This is a genomic window from Corynebacterium segmentosum (assembly GCF_900637825.1).
Classification (GTDB): Bacteria; Actinomycetota; Actinomycetes; order Mycobacteriales; family Mycobacteriaceae; genus Corynebacterium; species Corynebacterium accolens.
Map to the genome: position 1 here is coordinate 1,549,295 of NZ_LR134408.1, position 17,528 is coordinate 1,566,822.

General features: G+C 60.9%; 14 protein-coding genes. 3 read left to right on the top strand and 11 right to left on the bottom strand.

Features of this window, described 5'->3' with window-relative positions; all coding sequences use genetic code 11:
• Nucleotides 1-130: 130 nt before the first annotated feature.
• The 7 genes from ftsY to EL217_RS07460 are packed head-to-tail and all read right to left on the bottom strand — an operon-like array spanning nucleotide 131 to nucleotide 9,890.
• Entirely contained in the window at nucleotides 131-2,260 is a 2,130-nt protein-coding gene (gene ftsY / locus EL217_RS07430; RefSeq protein WP_126319325.1) for a signal recognition particle-docking protein FtsY, read from the bottom strand.
• 54 nt (nucleotides 2,261-2,314) lie between these two features.
• The gene (gene smc, locus EL217_RS07435; RefSeq protein ID WP_126319327.1) at nucleotides 2,315-5,845 is read right to left on the bottom strand and encodes a chromosome segregation protein SMC; all 3,531 of its coding nucleotides are present in this window, start codon (nucleotides 5,843-5,845) and stop codon (nucleotides 2,315-2,317) included.
• Nucleotides 5,846-5,902: 57 nt separating this feature from the next.
• On the bottom strand, nucleotides 5,903-6,181 hold the full coding sequence (locus tag EL217_RS07440; RefSeq protein ID WP_005278595.1) for an acylphosphatase: 279 nt from the start codon (nucleotides 6,179-6,181) through the stop codon (nucleotides 5,903-5,905).
• Between the two features lie 18 nt (nucleotides 6,182-6,199).
• A complete protein-coding gene (locus EL217_RS07445) occupies nucleotides 6,200-7,702 on the bottom strand; it encodes an alanine/glycine:cation symporter family protein (protein ID WP_126319329.1) in 1,503 nt (500 codons plus the stop codon).
• Nucleotides 7,703-7,755: 53 nt separating this feature from the next.
• Nucleotides 7,756-8,571 (bottom strand): bifunctional DNA-formamidopyrimidine glycosylase/DNA-(apurinic or apyrimidinic site) lyase, encoded by an 816-nt coding sequence (gene mutM, locus EL217_RS07450; protein ID WP_126319331.1) that lies wholly within the window; start codon nucleotides 8,569-8,571, stop codon nucleotides 7,756-7,758.
• A gap of 3 nt (nucleotides 8,572-8,574) precedes the next feature.
• Nucleotides 8,575-9,345, bottom strand: coding sequence for a ribonuclease III (gene rnc, locus EL217_RS07455; protein ID WP_005278587.1), 771 nt, complete (start codon nucleotides 9,343-9,345; stop codon nucleotides 8,575-8,577).
• Complete coding sequence (locus EL217_RS07460) at nucleotides 9,342-9,890, bottom strand: YceD family protein (protein WP_126319333.1); 549 nt, start codon at nucleotides 9,888-9,890, stop codon at nucleotides 9,342-9,344. The genes rnc and EL217_RS07460 overlap by 4 nt, the downstream gene beginning before the upstream one ends.
• Nucleotides 9,891-10,040: 150 nt before the next feature.
• On the opposite strand from EL217_RS07460, the gene EL217_RS07465 reads away from it, so the two are divergent.
• Nucleotides 10,041-10,658, top strand: coding sequence for a hypothetical protein (locus EL217_RS07465; protein WP_126319335.1), 618 nt, complete (start codon nucleotides 10,041-10,043; stop codon nucleotides 10,656-10,658).
• Nucleotides 10,659-10,760: 102 nt separating this feature from the next.
• Here EL217_RS07465 and EL217_RS07470 read toward each other — a convergent pair whose 3' ends face one another.
• Together EL217_RS07470 and gdhA are read right to left on the bottom strand one after the other, a co-directional pair.
• Nucleotides 10,761-11,528: a DivIVA domain-containing protein gene (locus tag EL217_RS07470; protein WP_126319337.1), complete on the bottom strand. Its 768-nt coding sequence runs from the start codon at nucleotides 11,526-11,528 to the stop codon at nucleotides 10,761-10,763.
• A 240-nt stretch (nucleotides 11,529-11,768) separates the two neighbouring features.
• Nucleotides 11,769-13,115, bottom strand: coding sequence for an NADP-specific glutamate dehydrogenase (gene gdhA, locus EL217_RS07475; protein WP_126319339.1), 1,347 nt, complete (start codon nucleotides 13,113-13,115; stop codon nucleotides 11,769-11,771).
• A gap of 201 nt (nucleotides 13,116-13,316) precedes the next feature.
• Here gdhA and EL217_RS07480 point away from each other — a divergent pair, with 201 nt between their 5' ends.
• Nucleotides 13,317-14,402, top strand: a complete 1,086-nt coding sequence (locus EL217_RS07480) for a glycerate kinase (protein WP_034658267.1) — start codon at nucleotides 13,317-13,319, stop codon at nucleotides 14,400-14,402.
• Here the strand turns inward: EL217_RS07480 and EL217_RS07485 are convergent.
• A complete protein-coding gene (locus tag EL217_RS07485; RefSeq protein WP_023030532.1) occupies nucleotides 14,399-14,797 on the bottom strand; it encodes a hypothetical protein in 399 nt (132 codons plus the stop codon). The two genes, EL217_RS07480 and EL217_RS07485, sit on opposite strands and share 4 nt — an antisense overlap.
• Before the next feature lie 36 nt (nucleotides 14,798-14,833).
• On the opposite strand from EL217_RS07485, the gene EL217_RS07490 reads away from it, so the two are divergent.
• Nucleotides 14,834-16,036: an amidohydrolase gene (locus EL217_RS07490; protein ID WP_172596721.1), complete on the top strand. Its 1,203-nt coding sequence runs from the start codon at nucleotides 14,834-14,836 to the stop codon at nucleotides 16,034-16,036.
• Between the two features lie 68 nt (nucleotides 16,037-16,104).
• Here EL217_RS07490 and pyk read toward each other — a convergent pair whose 3' ends face one another.
• Nucleotides 16,105-17,523: a pyruvate kinase gene (pyk, locus tag EL217_RS07495; protein ID WP_175279200.1), complete on the bottom strand. Its 1,419-nt coding sequence runs from the start codon at nucleotides 17,521-17,523 to the stop codon at nucleotides 16,105-16,107.
• Nucleotides 17,524-17,528: the final 5 nt, after the last annotated feature.

Here is a 17,528-nt window from a genome sequence, read left to right on the forward strand (position 1 = left end):
GGCTCCCCATGCTCGCAGGACATACCTGCAAGGCACATAGGCGCGAAAAACTCCCCAGCACCCGCGACTACTTCATTTTATGAGCAGCCAGGTACTGGGGAGTTATCTAAAACGGTTGAGGGAGAAGACCCTATTTCTCACCTAACAAGGCATCGACGAATCCTTCAACTTCGAATGGCGCAAGGTCATCGGCACCCTCACCCAAGCCCACAAGCTTGACTGGAACGCCCAATTCCTCTTGCACTTGGAAGACGATGCCGCCCTTCGCCGTGCCATCCAGCTTGGTGAGCACCACGCCGGAAATATCCACGACCTCGCGGAAAATGCGAGCCTGTGCCAGGCCGTTTTGTCCCACCGTGGCATCGAGAACCAAGAGGACCTCATCAACCTCGGTCTTCTTTTCTACGACGCGCTTGACCTTGCCCAGCTGATCCATCAGGTCCGTCGAGGTGTGCAGGCGGCCAGCCGTATCGACCAAGACGACATCAACCTGCTGTTCCACGCCGGTGGCCACGGCATCAAAGGCCACGGAGGCTGGGTCTGCGCCTTCCTTGCCGCGCACGGTTTCGGCGCCCACGCGGCGTCCCCACGTTTCTAGCTGGTCTGCAGCCGCAGCACGGAACGTATCTGCCGCACCCAACAGGACGCTGTGATCCATCGATACGAGGACGCGGGCGAGCTTACCGGTGGTGGTGGTCTTACCGGTGCCGTTGACGCCTACGACCATGACAATGGCGGGCTTTCCGTCATTGGGCATCGCGCGAATCGAGCGATCCATTTCTGGGTGGCAGGCCTCGATGAGGCATTCACGCAGCATCGCACGCGCCTCTTCCTCGCTCGACACGCCACGCTCAGCGATCTTGTCACGCAAAGAATCGGTGACCTTCATCGTGGACTTGGTGCCCAGATCCGCCATGATGAGGGTATCTTCGATTTCCTCCCAAGCGTCTTCGTCCAGATCACCTGCGGAAAGAATTCCCATCAGCCCCTGGCCGATGGCGTTCTGGGAACGAGAGAGGCGACCGCGCAGCCGGCCGAGACGGCCGCCTGCCGGAGCGATGTCTTCGGTGGGCTGGCCCGCCGCAGCAGGTTCGCCATCAGGCACAGGGGTTTGTTCTTTGGCTGCTTCTGCAGCATCCGTTTGTGCATCGGCGGCAGCCGCAGCTTCTTCGGCTTCCTCGCGGTTATCAACGCGTTCTTCGATGTGGTCAGCGTCTTTATCATCTACCACCGCATCGAAGACCGGCGATTCGTCTTCTACCTCGGCGGCCTCGACGGATACAACGTCTTCTGGGTCTTTTTCTTCATGGTCCGGCTCGCCGCGGTGCCGATCGTCTGTGCCTTCTGCTGCGGGTTTCTCGGCTGCAGCTGGGGCGGATTGCTCGCTGCCCTTTGCTTCTTTATCCTCTGCTTCCGCCTCACCGGAAGCAGGTGTGGAAGCCTGCGCGGAATCCGGCTTATCAGATTGGTCAGTTGCCTGATCTGCAGGTTCCTTATCCGCATCATCTGCGGCGGATTCCTGGCGGTCACCAGAGGCTGCAGAAGCGGCAGAGCCAACTCCCCCAGCTGCGGCCGCAGCGGCAGCGGCCGTACCGGCAGTGCCCTTACCTTCAGTCTTATCCGCCGCAGGCTTATCCGCGGCAGGCTTGGACTCCGCTTCCGAAGTGGAAGCAGACTCGGATTTGGACTCGGACTTAGCCTCATCGCCAGCGACGTCGGCTTTTCCTGTGTCCTTATCCTGGTTGGTCACGTCGCCGTCTTCTGCAGGTTTCTTGGATTCCGCGGGCTCTGCGGACTTCTTCGGCTGCTCGCCGGCCGCAGGTTCTTGAGTCTGCGGTTCTTCCTGCTTGGCCTCCTTTTCGGAGGCAGCTTCCTTGTCCTTAGCCGGTTCAGGTCGCTTCGCCGCTGGCGGCTCTTCACCGTTGAGCTGGGCATTCGCGATATCAGTGGCGCTCGGCTCCGTTTTCTCCGAAGGCGCCGGCTGCTGCTCCTGCTTAGCCTGCTGTGGTTGGGCCTGCTGCGGCTTTTCTTGGGTTACCTTCTCGGGTTCCTTGGAGCCCGCTGGGGCAAAGTTGAAGCCAGACTTGGCCTGGTAATTGCCGGACTTTTGCTCCTGCGTTAGCTGCTTGGGCTCTTCTTCCTTGGGTTTCTCGAAAGAAACCTTCTTGGATTCACCGCGCTTTTTGCCGATTGCAATAAAGACGACAATCAGCACAATGACAACGATTGCTATGCCGATCCATAACCATAAAGAATTCATGCCTCTATAGTGCCAGCCTTTCGGGCTTGCGGCACAAAAGGGAGGCGAAAACTTCTATTCCGTTGACTGCGGCGTACCACCTGAGTGCGGCGCATCAACCCCCAGCCGCGTCGCATCCTGGCTTGCTTGCTCGGCTCCCGGCGCGAGACCGGCTGGATTCATGCGCTGGGAGATGACCCGGGTGATGCCATCGCCGCGCATGGTTACGCCATAGAGGACATTGGCCACATCCATGGTCGGCTTTTGGTGCGTGATGACGATGAGCTGGGAATCCTTCCGCAATTCCTCAAATAGGGCGATGAGCCGGCGCAGGTTGACATCATCAAGCGCTGCCTCGACCTCATCCATGACATAGAACGGGCTGGGGCGCGCGCGGAAGATCGCCACGAGCATGGCCAGTGCGGTAAGGGATTTCTCGCCGCCGGAAAGCAGCGATAGGCGCTTGACCTTCTTGCCTGGCGGGCGGGCTTCGACCTCGATGCCGGTGGTGAGCATGTCTTCGGGCTCGGTAAGGATCAACCGGCCCTCCCCACCCGGGAAGAGGGTATTGAATACCTTGGGAAATTCCGCTTCCACATCCCGCCAGGCATCGGTAAAGAGCTGCAGGATCTGCTTATCCACGTCCGAAATTACCCCGGCGAGGTCCTTGCGGGCTTGGATGACGTCATCGAGCTGCGTGGACAAGTAGCTGTAGCGCTCTTCCAGCGCCTTATATTCTTCCAAGGCCAAGGGGTTGACCTTGCCCAGCGAGTTCAGATCCTTTTCTGCCTGCTGCAGCCGCGACTTTTCGGCGCTGCGGTCGAAATCTTCGCCCGGGGTGAAATCGCGCAAGAGGTCTGCGATGGCGATGCCCAGCTGTTCGCCGATCTTTTTCTCGGCTTCATCCAGGCGCACCTGTGCCTGCGAGCGGGCCAGTTCTGCTTCATGCGCCCGCGCGGTTAGCCGGTCGCTATTTTGGCGTGCGGCCGATACCGCCTGCTTGGCTTGCTGCAATTGGGAATTTAAGGAGTTGCGCTCGTGTACAAACTCATCGCGCTCGGAGGTGGCGCGACTTAAAAGCTGGTTCGCCCGCGCGGCCAAATCCTGTGCGTGTCGCGCCACTGCCGATGCCAATTGCCCCTGCGCCTTGCGGCGAGCCATGGCCTGTTCATGGCGGGCCTTCGCCTGGCGTTCGTGTTGGGCCTGGCGCCGCAAGCTATCGGCCTTGCCGGCAACTTGGCCCACACGCTCTTGCGCCGAGCGGGCCGCGACTTGGGCCTCCATTTCCATGGACTTTACCTCTTCCAGCGCGGCCGAGGCGGCGTCCCTGTCGGCGGACGAGGGCTCGTCTGGTTGATCGTCGGCGTCGACGCGGGCGAGCCTATCGCGGGCATCGGCAAGCTCCTGGTTGGCTTTCTGCAGACGCACCTCGATCTCAGTGGCGCGCTGCGCGGATTTTTCCAGCTCCGCCTTATTCGCCTCGTACTGCTTCTCCAGGCGGTGATGATCGCGCTTCCAGGCATCGACTTCGGTATCGTGCTCCCGCAACGCGGCCTTGGCGGACGCGGCCGTCACGCGGGCATCTTCGGCGGCAATCTTTGCCCCCTCCAAAGTCCCGGAAAGCTCGTGCAGGGCTTGATTTGCCTGCTCTAGTTCTTCTTCAGCCTCCGCGATGCGGGCGGTGACCTCCACAGTAGACGAGGAACCGGTGCCGACCTCGACCCAGCCTTCGCCGATGACAACGCCGGAGGCGGTCACGGCACGCAGGCGCGGATCCGCGGAGACGAGGCGCCGGCCGTGGGCAATATCGGGGACGAGGACGACATCGGCAAGCAGCCTGTGTAACGCCGCCGACACCGCAGGTTGGACCGTTATGTGATCCAGCAACCAGGAGGTCTGCGGCGGCAGATCGGCATCGACGCGCCACGAGCTCGCAGGCGCTGCCGCCGCCGCATCCAGCAGCGCCGAGCGCGGGCCCTTTTCCAGATCCGTAATCAAGCCCTCGGTCAACTGCCCTGCCTGCGCCTCCGCAAAGGTGCCCAACGCGGCCGCAACCGCCGATTCATAGGTGGTGGAAATATACGCGGCCAATGGCTGGAATTCTTCGCCCACCTCGACCGACTCGGGGATGGTCTGGGACAGTGTATCGATGCGGGACCGCAGCGTATAGACACTGCGCTCGCGCTCGCGCTGGCCATCGCGGAGCTGCTCCAAGCGCTTATCGGCCGCACCGGACTCGCTGGCAGCCCGCGTATGCGCCTCCTCCAAAGGCTGGCGCTCCGCGGCATAATTATCCAGCTTCTGCGCTACCTCAGCAGCTTCTGCCTGCGCATTCTGGGTGCGGCGCTGCAGCGAAGCCACGGCCTCTTCCTGCCGCGTCAACTCCTCTTCCGCGCTGGCTACCTGCCCCGCCGCCTTTTCCTCGGCGGCAAAAAGGCGCACCACGCCCTCGCGGCGATCCGCAATGGCACGCACCTGTGCCATATGTTCGTGCTCGGCGGCCTCGAATGCTTGCCGACGCTCCGCCACTTCCTCCCGGATGCTTTCTAACCGCTCCGCGGCTTCTTCCGCCGCCACCACGAGCTCCTCGTGCTCCTCGTCCGCGCGCGCCGCCTTGGCCTCTAAATCATCCGGATCCTGGCCGGCATAAGCGACCTGGGACCCGGCATTATCCGCCCGCTCCTCCGCGATGCGCTGGGTCGCCGCAATGCGCTCGGACAAGGTGGAGAGATCAAACCACAGTTTTTGGGCGGCTTCCGCTTGCGGATTGACCTCCTCTAGCTGGGTTTCCAGCTCCATTTGGTGCTCGGTCGCCGCTTCGACCTGCGCCGTGGTTTCTTCCACCTGGGTAGATAGGACCGTCGCGGTCTGCTCGGCAGCGGAAAGCTTCTGCCGCAGGCCGACGATGCGATCTCCGGCCAGGCGCAGGCGCGCATCGCGCACATCCGCCTGCACCGTCGCCGCGCGCTGGGCGGCCTCTGCCTGCCGCGCCAGGGGTTTTAGCTGTTTTCCCAGCTCATCGGTCAAATCCTGCAAGCGGTCCAAATTGGCCTGCATGCCCGTCAGCTTGCGCTGGGCCTTTTCTTTGCGGCGGCGGTGTTTGAGGACACCTGCGGCTTCCTCGATATAGGAGCGGCGATCCTCGGGGCGCGATTCCAGGATTTCAGAAAGCTTGCCCTGCCCCACGATGATGTGCATCTCCCGGCCGATGCCGGAATCAGAAAGCAGCTCCTGGATATCCATCAACCGGGCCTTTGCCCCGTTGATTTCGTATTCGCTCGCGCCATCGCGGAACATGCGGCGGGTAACGGATACCTCGGAGTACTCGATGGGCAGGGCACCATCGGCATTATCGATGGTGAGCGTAACCTCGGCCCTGCCCAATTGCTTGCGGTCGCCCGCACCGGCGAAGATGACGTCTTGCATCTTGCCGCCGCGCAGGGTTTTCGCGCTGGCTTCTCCCATGACCCACGCAAGGGCATCGACCACGTTGGACTTACCGGAACCATTCGGGCCGACGACGGCGCAGATGCCCGGCTCAAATTTGAGAGACGTCGCCGACGCGAATGACTTAAAGCCTTTGAGCGTCAGCGATTTCAGGTGCATTTGGGATAGTGTAGCAAGCCTTTAAGACACGAGCTGCAGCAAGCATTGGGTTGGCTATTAGCGCTCAACAAAGCCGCTTTCGCCCTTTGCGTCCGCCCACTGCTCGACCACGAGATCGACGCTTCCGGGGCGGCGGGTAGTGCTCGGTTGCTCCTGCAATAGTTCCAAGAGCTTCTCGCAGTCTTTGCGCGGGCCCTCAGCAACAACCTGCACGCGGCCGTCTGCCAGGTTGGTCGCATGCCCAGAAAGGCCTAATTCCAGTGCGCGCGACCGCGTCCACCAGCGAAAGCCCACACCCTGCACGGTACCGTGCACAAAAGCCGTCATTCTTTCCATGCCACTGCACCTTCCTTATTAGTAGCGATCGGCTTCGCCGCGATCGCGCAAGATTTTGCGGTCCGCATCGCTGCGGCGAGTCACGGGGTCAGAACCGTCCCAGCACTCCACACCGGGGACATCGGGAAGCATATCGCGGTGGAAGACCGGATCGATGCCCTTACTGCGCTGCTCGTTGAAGTTCTTTAACAATTGAATGGCCACGCCGGATAGCGGAACAATGGCGATGATATTCAGAATCACCATCGTCGCTGCACCGGTATCCGCCAGGGCGAAGACCAATGGCAAGGAGCCGACGGCACCGAACCAGACGAAGAACAGCACCACGAGGCGGAAGATATTCAGCACCGTTTTATTGGTGGTGAGGTATTCCAGGTTGGCTTCTGCCAAGTAGTAATTGCCCAAGATGGAAGAAAAGGCCAGGAAGAACAAGATGAAGCTGACGAAGTGAATACCCCAGTGGCCAACCTCGGCGGACAAGGCCGCCTGGGTAAGGGAAACGCCCTCGGCCTCTTCGCCGTAGGCAACTTCCGGGCCGAGCAGGATCAGGAAGGCGGTAATGGTACAGACCACGATGGTGTCGAAGTACACGCCCAAGGTCTGCACCAGGCCCTGCTTGACCGGGTGGGAGACGGTGGCGGTAGCCGCCGCGTTAGGGGCAGAACCCTCGCCGGCCTCATTGGAAAACAGGCCGCGCTGGATGCCCTTCATCATCGCGGCGCCGATGCTCGCGCCGGCGATTTCCTTAAATCCGAGCGCGTGGCCGATGATATCGCCCAGCATGCCCGGGACCTTGTCAAAGTTGGTAATGACCACGAAGCCGCCGATGAGCAGGTACGCCAGGGCCATAAAAGGAACGACCACCTGGGTGATATTGGCAATGCGCTTTACGCCGCCAAAAATGATGAGGCCCGCGGCAATCGCGATGATGATGCCAATGATGGAGCCAAAGGTGGCATCGTCTTCGCGGCCGAAGGAAAAGGCCACGGCCTCAGCGATGGCGTTGGTCTGGAAGGAGTTATAGACCAAGCCGAAGGTAAAGACGATGGCGATAGAGAAAAGAACGCCGAGCGGGCCCCAGCCCAGCCCGCGCTTCATGTAGTAGGCCGGCCCGCCGCGGTACGTATCGCCATTGCGGACCTTCCACAGCTGCGCCAAGGTGGATTCCACAAAGGCGGTAGCGCCGCCGAGGAGGGCGATGATCCACATCCAGAAGACGGCACCAGGACCGCCCAGCGAAATGGCCACCGCGACGCCGGCCACGTTGCCGGTGCCCACGCGCGAGGCAGCAGAGATGGTAAATGCCTTAAATGCGGAGATTCCCCCGCTTCCTGCGCCCTCATCCTCATCGTCGGTTTTGGGGCGCTCGACCACGGCGCGGAGCATATCGGGTACCTTGCGGATCTGCACCACTGCGGTGCGCGCACCGAATAGAAGGCCCGCTCCAATGAGCAGCCAGGGCAGGATGTATGTCCACACGCCATCGTTAAATGTCGTGACGACATTTTCGAGAAATTCCATGCGGATTAATTTACTGCCTGAAGGTGCACAACGTGAACCTCACAGGTAAAGCCCTATTGGCAGTGGGGGCAATAATGGCTCGAGCGGCCTCCGATAACGGAGCGCGCAATGAGCGTGCCGCAGCGGGAACATGGCTGGCCAGCACGGCCATAGGCCGCAAGCGAGCGCGCAAAATAGCCGGATTCACCGTTGACGTTGACGTACAAAGAATCAAAGCTCGTTCCCCCCGCTTTGAGGGCGGCAGACATCACGGTCTGCGCCGCGCTCAATAGCGCCACGGCATCTTTCTGCCGCAGCGCCGAAGCCTTCTTGCGCGGTGAAATGCGTGCTGCCCACAGCGCTTCATCTGCGTAGATATTGCCAATGCCAGATACCAGCGTTTGATCCAACAGTGCCGTTTTTGCCGCGGTTTTCTTCTGCCGCAGGCGGCGCGCGGCGCTGGCGATATCAAAATCGGGTTCCAGAGGGTCCAAACCGATATGCGAGATCTTGGACCACGGCGCATACAGCCAGTACCCAAAGGTGCGCTGATCCACGAAGTGCAGCTCGGTGGCATCGCTAAGTACTACCGTGATGCGGCGGTGCGGCGAATCAGTGTGGCCGATGCGCAGCTGCCCCGACATGCCCAAGTGAATAAAAAGCACGTCGCGGTGGCTATCCATCGGGTCCTCCCCCACGAATTCCAGCCACATGAATTTGCCGCGGCGGGCCACCGCGGCGATTTCCTTGCCCACGACAAGGCCCGCCAGTGGCTCATCTTGGCCGCGGTTCGCCCGCGGGTGCGCAATGTCTACCGATGTAATTTCTTTACCCACGACGTAGGTTTCCACCCCGCGGCGCACCGATTCCACTTCGGGCAGTTCTGGCATTATTTAGCCTTCTTTATGAGCGGTCCCTTGCACCAGCAACGGGGTTTCGCGCAGGGTTTGGCATGCTTCTTGCGCGGCCTGCTGCTCCGCTAATTTCTTATTGTGGCCCTGCCCATTTCCCACGGTCAGCCCAGCGACGGTGGCAACTGCGCTGAAGGTTTGGTCGTGTTCTGGGCCGGTGGCGGTAGCCGAATAGACCGGCATCGGTGCCTTTAGCTCAGCGCACAGCTCTTGCAAGGTAGTCTTCCAGTCCAAGTGGCGCCCGCTGACAGAGGCATTATCAATCTTTTCCGCGAAGAGGCGCAGGATGACATCGCGGGCGGTTTCAAAGCCGTGCTCGCGGTAAATGGCGCCGAAAATCGCCTCGGTGGTATCCGCAAGGATGGAATCCTTATCGCGGCCACCGGTGGACTGTTCGCCCTTGCCCAATAAGATATGCGGGCCCAGGTTAATCTCACGCGCGATATCGGACAGCCCATAGCGCGAGACGATGGAGGCGCGCATCTTAGAGATATCGGATTCCGGGCGCGATGGATACGTCACGTATAGCTTCGCGGCCACCGAGAGCCCCAAGACGGCATCGCCCAAGAACTCGAGGCGCTCATTATTAGGCAGGTGCCCGTTTTCATTGGCAAAAGAGCGGTGCGTAAGCGCCAAGCGCAGGTTCTCCGGTTCCAGGGCAACGCCGAGCGATTCCAAGAGCGGGCTGTGGTCCACCGCCGCAAAGGCGGCCTCCCATGCCTCGTGCCCGGTTAGCTTCTTCTTGCGGCTCATAGGAACTTCTCCAGACCGGCCCAGCGCGGGTCTACCTTCTCCTCTTCCTCTTCTTCCCCGGAAATTCCGGTGGTCACACCCTCTGGGGTCTGAATATCGCAGCCGTCTTCACAGACGGGGGCGAACGGGAGGTTCAGTCCGGCTTCATCGATGACCGCCTGGAGCAGATCCAGCTCGTCGTCTTCGATTTCTGGGATTTCATCGCCCGAACCGGCATCATCAGAATCGGCGTCATCGCCGCTGACAAAAGATTCATCGGCGGCAAAGACCTGAGTCACGTGCAAATCCAGCTGTGGGTGGAGCTCTTTTAAGCAGCGCGCACACTCGCCCGTGAGAACGCCCGAGATATCCGCATCAACCAGAACGCCTGACCCCAGCGGGGTCAGGGTCGCGGCAACGGTGAGATCTTCGCCCTTAGGGATGGCGATCATTTCCACGCCAATCCTTTCCGGTGCAGGCCCCGTCTGGGTGCGTTGTTCTGGCATTGCGTCAGCGCCTTGGGCGTTTAATAATTCGCCCACATCGAACTTCAATGGAGATGTCATAACAGTTGGTAGTCTACCCTGCCTCGCAAGCTCCGCGTAGTTGCTGGCACGGCCGCTTTTTCTGGCAAGAAACTGAAGGTTTGGGCATAAAGCGCTATGGCTTGCCGGTTTTCCCTTTCCTGCAGGCCGCAGCCGCCTTAGCCTAAAGGCATGACTTACCACTTGGCCGCGGCCTCAGGAGATTTGAGCGCTATCGCTCCTAGATTCGGAGTGTTGTGCTGCCTTCCCGCCACCTTCTTGGTCATCTCTGGGACAGTCCTCCATCGCCTGCCCAAGGCCGACCACTCCGGCATCTACGGCGACAGGGGCCTGCGCCTTTCCTCCGCCCTCATCCTCAGCATGTGCGCGGGACTCATTGCCGGCGCGATTTTGGTCATCCCTTCCGGACTCGACCTCACGGTGCTTACCGGTGCCCTAGTATTTTCCGCCAGCGCCGCCGCCATCACGTGGCTTTCGCGCGAAGCCCTTGCCTGCGCGCTGCTTAGCGTCGGCACCATGTTCCTTACCGCAGGCGCGGTCATTAGCCTCAGCGCGATGTTCTTCCCCCAAGACTTTATGAGCGGCTCGATGACCTCGCTCACCTCCTACTTCACCACGGCCTTGGTCACCTTCCTCTTCCCCGGCCTGGTCAGCGCGGGAATCGTGGCCTTCGTGGCGGTCCAGAGCCAGCACCCTCACCCCACTACACATGCTGTTGATGCCTCGCTTGCCGATGCCCCCTCATCGTCCCCCACCCCGCGCTACTCCAACTCGCGCAGCTCGGTCTAGACTCCCACAGGCACAATAAGTCCTGCTACACGGTGCCGCGATTTTCGCGATGTACCCCGTGCAGCAGGACTTTTTAAGCGTCGTGCCTTGTAGTTTAAGCGTTTAGCGCTCGGTATAACGGCGCTCGTAACCGTCATCGTCGCCATAGCGCGGGGCGCTAGCACCACCGCGAGAGGAACCAGCGTTGGTGGACGGCAGGTAGTCGCCGCCGCGAGAGCGCACGCCGGCCCCACCGCGCAGGGCGGAACGATCGGAGTTTACGGTGCGCAAGAGGCCGCTGAGGGAGCTTTCAAATTCGCTGAGCTTGCTATCTACAAAGTCATCGCACTCCGTGCGCAGCCGGTTGGATTCGGTGTATGCGGTCTCCACGATCCGGTTGGCTTCTTCGTTGGCGCGGCGAACAACTTCAGATTCGGAAACCAAACGCTCTTGTTCCTGGCGGCCCTCGGCCACCGAGCGCTCGTATTCCTCGTTGGCCTGAGCAATGGTGCGGTCTGCATCTGCGCGGGCTTGCTCAACAGTGGACTGGGCGCGCGCCTCGGCATCTGCCATCAGCCGCTGGGCATGTTCTTCTGCCTGCGCGACCGTGGTATCGGCCTCTTGGCGCGCCTGGTTGACCATATCGGTGGCCTGCGCAGACGCCTCATTAATTGTGTTATCCGCACGCTCTTCGGCGCCGCGGATAATCTCGTCTTGCTTGTCTAAAACGTCCTGCGCATCGTCGATTTCTACAGGCAGCGCATTGCGCAGGTCATCGAGAAGCGCCAGCATCTCATGGCGGGGGACCAAGCAATTAGAGGTCATGGGAAAGCCAGAAGCCTGCTCCAAATGCTGAACTAATTCATCAAGGGATTCAAAGACACGGTACATGCTGGGAATTCTACAACGCAGTACCCCGCATTGTGTGGAGGGCGCGCCTTGGATCCTCAGGCCGGTGCAACGAGGGCTAAAGCTCTCCGAGTGCGATTCGCATCCCATGTGCGATTAACCTATTTTCCCTCCACATACCCGCGGCACAGGTGCATGCGGCCGCCGTGCCCTCGCAACAATGCAGAAGCTCCCCACCTCCCCGCGGGTGCGGAGAAATGGGGAGCCGTTGGTTATGGGAGTTTAGATAACGCCCTGTGCCAGCATGGCGTCAGCCACCTTCTTGAAGCCGGCGATATTGGAGCCAGCCACGTAGTCGCCTTCACGGTCGTATTCCTTGGCCGTGTTGTCGATGTTCTTGAAGATGTTGCTCATGATGCCGCGCAGGCGGTCATCGGTGTATTCAAAGGACCAGGAGTCGCGGGATGCGTTCTGCTGCATCTCCAGTGCGGAGGTTGCCACGCCACCGGCGTTAGCAGCCTTGCCGGGCGCGAAGTTGATCTTGGAGTCTTGGAATACGTGTACCGCATCCGGGGTAGACGGCATGTTAGCGCCCTCTGCAACGTAGCGCACGCCGCCCTCGACGAGCTTCTTGGCGGACTCGCCGTCGAGCTCGTTCTGGGTTGCACACGGCAGTGCAACATCAGCCTGGACATCCCAGATATTGCCACCCTCGTGGAACTCCACGCCGTTGCCAGCTTCCTTGGCGTAGGAGGAGATGCGCTCGCGGCGGACTTCCTTGACATCGCGAAGCAGGTCAACGTCCACACCATTCGGGGTGGTGATGTAGCCGGAGGAGTCAGACATTGCGACGACGGTAGCGCCGAGTTCCTGTGCCTTTGCAGCGGCGTAGATGGCCACGTTACCGGAGCCGGACACGATGACCTTGGCGCCGTCGAAGGACTCGCCGTGGGTCTTCATCATTTCTTCGGTGATGTAGACGGCACCGAAACCGGTGGCCTCGGTACGTACCAAGGAACCGCCCCAGGTCAGGCCCTTACCGGTCAGGACGCCGGACTCGTGCTGGGTGGTCAGGCGGCGGAATTGGCCGAAGAGGAAGCCGATTTCGCGGCCGCCGACGCCGATATCGCCGGCAGGAACGTCGCGGTACTCGCCGATGTGGCGGTGCAGCTCGGTCATAAAGGACTGGCAGAAGCGCATAACTTCCTGCTCGGACTTGCCCTTCGGGTCAAAGTCGGAGCCACCCTTGCCGCCACCGATGGGCAGGCCGGTCAGGGAGTTTTTAAAAATCTGCTCGAAGCCCAAGAACTTAATAATGCCCAGGTTTACCGAGGGGTGGAAACGCAGGCCACCCTTGTACGGGCCGAGCGCGGAGTTGAACTGCACACGGAAACCGCGGTTGACCTGCACCTCGCCGTTGTCATCAACCCATGGGACGCGGAAGATGAGCTGGCGCTCCGGCTCACACAGGCGCTCAACCAGACCGTAGTCTGCGTAGTGTGGGTCCTTATCCAGGACGATCTTGAGCGAATCCAGCACCTCAGACACCGCCTGGTGGAATTCCGGTTCACCGGCGTTGCGCTTGAGTAGCTTGTCGTAGTACTCAGAAATCTGGCTATCAACAGACATAGTGTATAAATCCCATTCTCGTGGAGTTTGACTAGCAGAAACCAGTTTCCTATCAATCTACCGATAATGCAAGTACAATTATTTCTCACTCCCCCGCTTACCGGCTTTTACCTGCGGCGATAAAGGTAAATATTTTCTGTAGAACGTTCGGATTTCTAGCAAAAAGCCGCCGAACGGGTCGTGGGCTTTATAATCGCGGGCATGCATATTGTTGTCGCGCCTGACTCTTTTAAAGGTACCGCTTCCGCCACGGAAGCCGCAGCCGGAATCGCCAACGGAATCCGCCAGCACTACCCCAACGCCACCGTCACCACCTTGCCCATGGCCGATGGCGGCGAAGGCACCGCCCAGGTGTTGGCCCAGGCCGCCGCGGCAGGCGGGCAAGAAACCCAGACCATTACCCTTCCCACAACTGATGCGGTGGGGCGCTTGACCGAGGCGCAGTATTTCCTCGCTGGGCACACGGCCTTCATCGACGTCGCCGCCGCCACCGGGCTGCCCGCGGTCCGCGACGCACTCGATCCCCTTCACGCGGATTCTTATGGCACGGGCGTGCTGCTTGCCGATGCCCAATCCCGCGGCGCCACCTCCATCGTGCTCGGCCTCGGTGGCACGGCCAGCATCGACGGTGGCATGGGAATCCTTGCTGCCCTCGGCGCTGCCGCCCACGATGCACGCGGCTATGCCCTGCCCAAGGGCGGTGCCCCGCTGGTGCAGCTCGATTCCATCGATACCGCGCAATTAAATATCAAAGCGGGCATGGTTGATTTCACACTCCTGGCCGATACCCGGGCTAAGGCCATGCAAGCTGCCACCATGTACGGGCCACAAAAAGGCGCAGAGGGCGAACAAATAGCCCTGCTTGCCGGGGCACTACTCCAATTGTGCAAGGTCACCGGCACGGATCCGGAAACGGAATTTACCGGTGCCGCAGGCGGCATCCCCATCGGCCTTACCTGGCTTTCGCGCACCCTGTGGGGCACCGATGAACACGCCCGCGTCGTCTCTGGCGGGGCACATGTGGCCAAGGCCCTCGGCCTCGCCGAGGCCATTTCTCAGGCGGACCTCGTCATCACCGGCGAAGGCGCGTTTGACGAGCAATCCTTAACCGGCAAGGTCGTCGGCACCGTCGCGGACCTGGCGGCGGAGTCCTCTACCCCCGTCGGCATCGTTGCCGGGGCCATCAACCAGGACACCGAGCACTTCACTGCGGAGCTAGATCAAAAAGGTGGGATGCCGGAGCAGCTGGCTAGGGCTGCCCGGGGCATCGTCAAGCAGCTGGGCTAACGGCGAATCTCGACCGTCCACGGAAAGATGGCAGGGCGCTCATGCGCCAACTCATCCTCCAGCAGCACGTGATCTTTGGGCAATACGGCGTGCGGCGTCAGCAAGCGCGACAGCACCATGGCCAGCTGGTTCACGGAGCCGGTTGCTCCCTCCACCGCGATGTTATAGCGGTGGGCGTGCGCGCCTTCTAAGTCGCGCTCTTCGTGTTCATCACGGTAATTTTGCTGCAGCTGCTCCTCCAAGCCCTCAGGGAACTGGGGATCTGCCGGGCGAGTAACCTCGGCGGAGGTAAGCGATCCGCCCGCCACCAGCTTATCGGTGGCAGTGGTGAAAATTTCCTCCACGCGGTCCGCTTGCTCATCTGGAACCAATACATCGAATTGAATAGTCGGCATATAGCTGACCCTACCCTAACCAAAGGGATGAAAACTATGTCTTATTCCACACACATCGCTTCCCTGGTCAACTCTGCGGACACTGACCTGGCGTGGCAGCGCGATTTTTACGAAGATCTGCACCGCCACCCCGAGCTTTCCCACGAGGAGGAACGCACCGCGGCGCGCATCCGCGCCAAATTGGCGGAGTTTGAGTGCGAGGTAGAAGAAAACATCGGCGGGCACGATATGGTGGCCATTTTCCGCAACGGCGATGGCCCCACCGCCCTCATGCGCGCCGATTTCGATGCCCTGCCGGTCAAGGAGGCCACCGGCGTGGCCTATTCCTCGACCAATGACTACATGCACGCCTGCGGGCACGACATGCACACCACGGCTCTACTCGGTGCCTGTGCGCTTCTCGATGCCTCCCGCGATACCTGGTCCGGCACCTTCCTCGCCCTGTTCCAGCCCGCGGAGGAATCATCCATGGGCGCGAAATACATGATCGCCGATAACCTCACCGAGCGCGTGCCACGCCCCGATATTTGCTTAGGCCAACACATCATGCCCGGCCGCGCCGGCACCGTCCGCCACACCGCCGGCCCCATTATGGCCGGCTGCGATTCCCTGCGCATCCGCATCTTTGGTAAATCCGCCCATGCCTCTATGCCGCATAACTCCATCGACCCGACATATACCGCGGCGATGATCGTCACCCGGCTCCAGGCCATCGTGGGCCGCGAGGTGGCCCCGCACGAGTTCTTCGTCATCTCCGTAGGCGAGCTGCACTCCGGCGATAAAAACAACATCATCCCTGATTCCGCTGAGCTCGTGCTCAATACCCGCTTTTATGATCCAGCCCTGGCGGAGAAGGTCTACTCCTCCCTAGAACGCATGGTGAAGGCAGAATGCGTGGCCTCCGGCTGCGAGAAGGAGCCCACCTTCGAGTACTACGCGCACGGCGAGGTCACCGATAACGACGCCGCCGCGTATTCGCCCATCGACGAGGCCTTTACGGCCACCTTCGGTGAAGCATCCGTTACCGCCTCCCCCTCGACCGCTTCGGAAGACTTTTGCTACCTGCCGCAGGCCTGGGGCGTGCCGTACGTCTTTTGGCACGTAGGGTGCACCCCGGAATCTGAGCTAGCCGATCCCCCGGTCAACCACCAGGCCAACTTCCTGCCGGATTATGAGCCGACGGTCAAGGCCTCCACCCAAGCCGCCCATGCGGCGGTGCTGGCGTACCTGGGCGCTTAACTCACCATAAAAAATCCGCCGCGTCCACTCTCTCAATGGAGTGTGGGGCGCGGCGGCTTTTCAGTGCGCTAGTCCTTGATGGTCTCTCCCAAAATGTGGCACTGAATCATGTTGGTATTGCCGGAGATTCCCGGAGGGGTACCTGCAACGACAACGACCAAGTCATTCTCGTCGTACTCGTCCAAGTCCAGCAGGTACTTATCGATGGCCTCCATCATCTCATCCGTGGACTTGACGTCGGGGCTCAAGAAGGTCTCTGCACCCCAGGTAAGCGCCAGCTGGGCGCGCACGTCCTGGTCCGGGGTAAATACCAAAAGCGGCAGGTCAGAGTGCAGGCGGGCGACGCGCTTTGCGGTATCACCGGAGGAGGTGAAGGCAACGATAGCCTTCGCGTTCAGGCGCTCTGCAATATCGCGGGCGGAATAGGACATCACGCCGCGCTTGGTGCGCGGAACGTGCGCCAGCGGCGGGACCTGGCCATCAGTCTCGGAGCGCTTGACGATGCGCGACATGGTCCGCACCACGTTGTGCGGATCCGCGCCCACGGAGGTCTCGCCAGAGAGCATCACCGCATCGGCGCCGTCGAGCACGGCGTTGGCCACGTCGGAAGCCTCCGCGCGGGTGGGGCGGGAGTTCTCGATCATGGAATCCAGCATCTGGGTGGCCACGATGACCGGCTTGGCGTTCTCCCGGGAAATCTGGATAGCGCGCTTCTGGAAGAGTGGCACCTCTTCCAGCGGAACCTCAACGCCCAAGTCACCGCGGGCAATCATCACGGCATCGAAGGCCAAGATGATGGACTCGAGGGCATCGACAGCCTCGGGCTTTTCCAGCTTGGCGATGACCGGCACGCGGCGGCCTTCCTCGTCCATGATCTCGTGGACCTTGTCGACATCGGCAGGCGAACGCACGAAGGACAGCGCGATGTAGTCCACGCCGAGCTGCAGGGCAAAGCGCAGGTCCTCGATATCCTTCTCAGACAGGGCCGGCACAGAAATGCTCATGCCGGGCAGGGAGACGCCCTTGTTATTGGATACGGGACCACCCTCGGTGACCTCACACACCACGTCATTGCCGTCTACTTCCTTGCAGACGACGGCGACCTTGCCGTCATCGATAAGCAAGCGATCGCCAGGCTTCGCGTCTTGTGCCAAGCCCTTGTAGGTGGTGGATACGCGGTCGTGGGTGCCTTCGACATCGTCCACGGTGATGCGGACGATCTCGCCGTTATCCCACTGCTCTTCGCCGTTCTTAAACCGGCCAAGGCGGATCTTGGGGCCCTGAAGATCGGCCAAGATACCTACGTTCCGGCCGGTCTTTTCGGTGGCTTCGCGGACCCACTTGTAATTGGCTTCGTGGTCCGCATGCTCGCCGTGCGACATGTTGAGGCGCGCGACGTTCATGCCGTCTTCTACAAGGCGCAAAATTCCGTCCCCGCTAGCTACCGCGGGGCCGAGAGTACAGACAATTTTGGTTCTTCTATCCAGCATTA

Excerpts from the sequence above, each read along its gene's own strand:
- ftsY (WP_126319325.1), bottom strand. The coding sequence starts at position 2,260 with ATGAATTCTTTATGGTTATGGATCGGCATAGCAATCGTTGTCATTGTG.
- smc (WP_126319327.1), bottom strand. The coding sequence starts at position 5,845 with ATGCACCTGAAATCGCTGACGCTCAAAGGCTTTAAGTCATTCGCGTCG.
- EL217_RS07440 (WP_005278595.1), bottom strand. The coding sequence starts at position 6,181 with ATGGAAAGAATGACGGCTTTTGTGCACGGTACCGTGCAGGGTGTGGGC.
- EL217_RS07445 (WP_126319329.1), bottom strand. The coding sequence starts at position 7,702 with ATGGAATTTCTCGAAAATGTCGTCACGACATTTAACGATGGCGTGTGG.
- mutM (WP_126319331.1), bottom strand. The coding sequence starts at position 8,571 with ATGCCAGAACTGCCCGAAGTGGAATCGGTGCGCCGCGGGGTGGAAACC.
- rnc (WP_005278587.1), bottom strand. The coding sequence starts at position 9,345 with ATGAGCCGCAAGAAGAAGCTAACCGGGCACGAGGCATGGGAGGCCGCC.
- EL217_RS07460 (WP_126319333.1), bottom strand. The coding sequence starts at position 9,890 with ATGACATCTCCATTGAAGTTCGATGTGGGCGAATTATTAAACGCCCAA.
- EL217_RS07465 (WP_126319335.1), top strand. The coding sequence starts at position 10,041 with ATGACTTACCACTTGGCCGCGGCCTCAGGAGATTTGAGCGCTATCGCT.
- EL217_RS07470 (WP_126319337.1), bottom strand. The coding sequence starts at position 11,528 with ATGTACCGTGTCTTTGAATCCCTTGATGAATTAGTTCAGCATTTGGAG.
- gdhA (WP_126319339.1), bottom strand. The coding sequence starts at position 13,115 with ATGTCTGTTGATAGCCAGATTTCTGAGTACTACGACAAGCTACTCAAG.
- EL217_RS07480 (WP_034658267.1), top strand. The coding sequence starts at position 13,317 with ATGCATATTGTTGTCGCGCCTGACTCTTTTAAAGGTACCGCTTCCGCC.
- EL217_RS07485 (WP_023030532.1), bottom strand. The coding sequence starts at position 14,797 with ATGCCGACTATTCAATTCGATGTATTGGTTCCAGATGAGCAAGCGGAC.
- EL217_RS07490 (WP_172596721.1), top strand. The coding sequence starts at position 14,834 with ATGTCTTATTCCACACACATCGCTTCCCTGGTCAACTCTGCGGACACT.